This is a genomic window from Marinobacter manganoxydans MnI7-9 (genome assembly GCF_000235625.1).
Classification (GTDB): domain Bacteria; phylum Pseudomonadota; class Gammaproteobacteria; order Pseudomonadales; family Oleiphilaceae; genus Marinobacter; species Marinobacter manganoxydans.
This window is the reverse complement of the sequence record NZ_AGTR01000043.1, coordinates 1-579: the sequence shown is the minus strand read 5'-3', so window position 1 is coordinate 579 and position 579 is coordinate 1. Positions and strand designations below refer to the sequence as shown.

Sequence of the window (579 nt, the reverse complement as noted above, 5' to 3'; positions counted from 1 at the left end):
TTTGAATCACTGGCCGTGGGCGACAGCGACACCGACAGCTTCACCTACACCCTTGGTGACGGCAACGGTGGAACCGATACGGCCACGGTGACGCTGACCATAAACGGGGCCAACGATGCGCCCGCTGCGGCAGACGATAACGTGGTGACCGACGAGGATAGCCCGGTTACAGGCAATGTTCTGGTGGATAACGGCAACGGCGCCGACAGTGATGTGGACGGGGACACCCTGACGGTCACTGCGGGCAGCTTTGCTACGGCCAAAGGCGGACAGGTCACACTGAACGCCGACGGCACATTCACCTATGACCCGAACGGTCAGTTCGAGTCATTGAACAATGGCGATACGGATAGCGATTCCTTCAGCTATACCGTCAGCGATGGTGAAGGGGGAACCGACACGGCAACCGTCAATATTGCCATCAACGGGGTGACTGATCAGGCTGGCAATGTGGCACCGGATGTCGTGGATGAAAACTACAGCGTTCATGCTGGTGAAGTGCTCACGGTTGCTGCAGCGGCCGGTCTTCTGGCCAACGACACCGATGCGGATGGCGATCCGCTTAACGTGCAGTCCATT

1 protein-coding gene is annotated in these 579 nt (G+C 58.5%); it reads left to right on the top strand.

Annotated features, from left to right (window positions below):
* A partial coding sequence (locus KYE_RS11100; protein ID WP_008173290.1) for an Ig-like domain-containing protein occupies window positions 1-579 on the top strand: 579 nt, incomplete at both ends.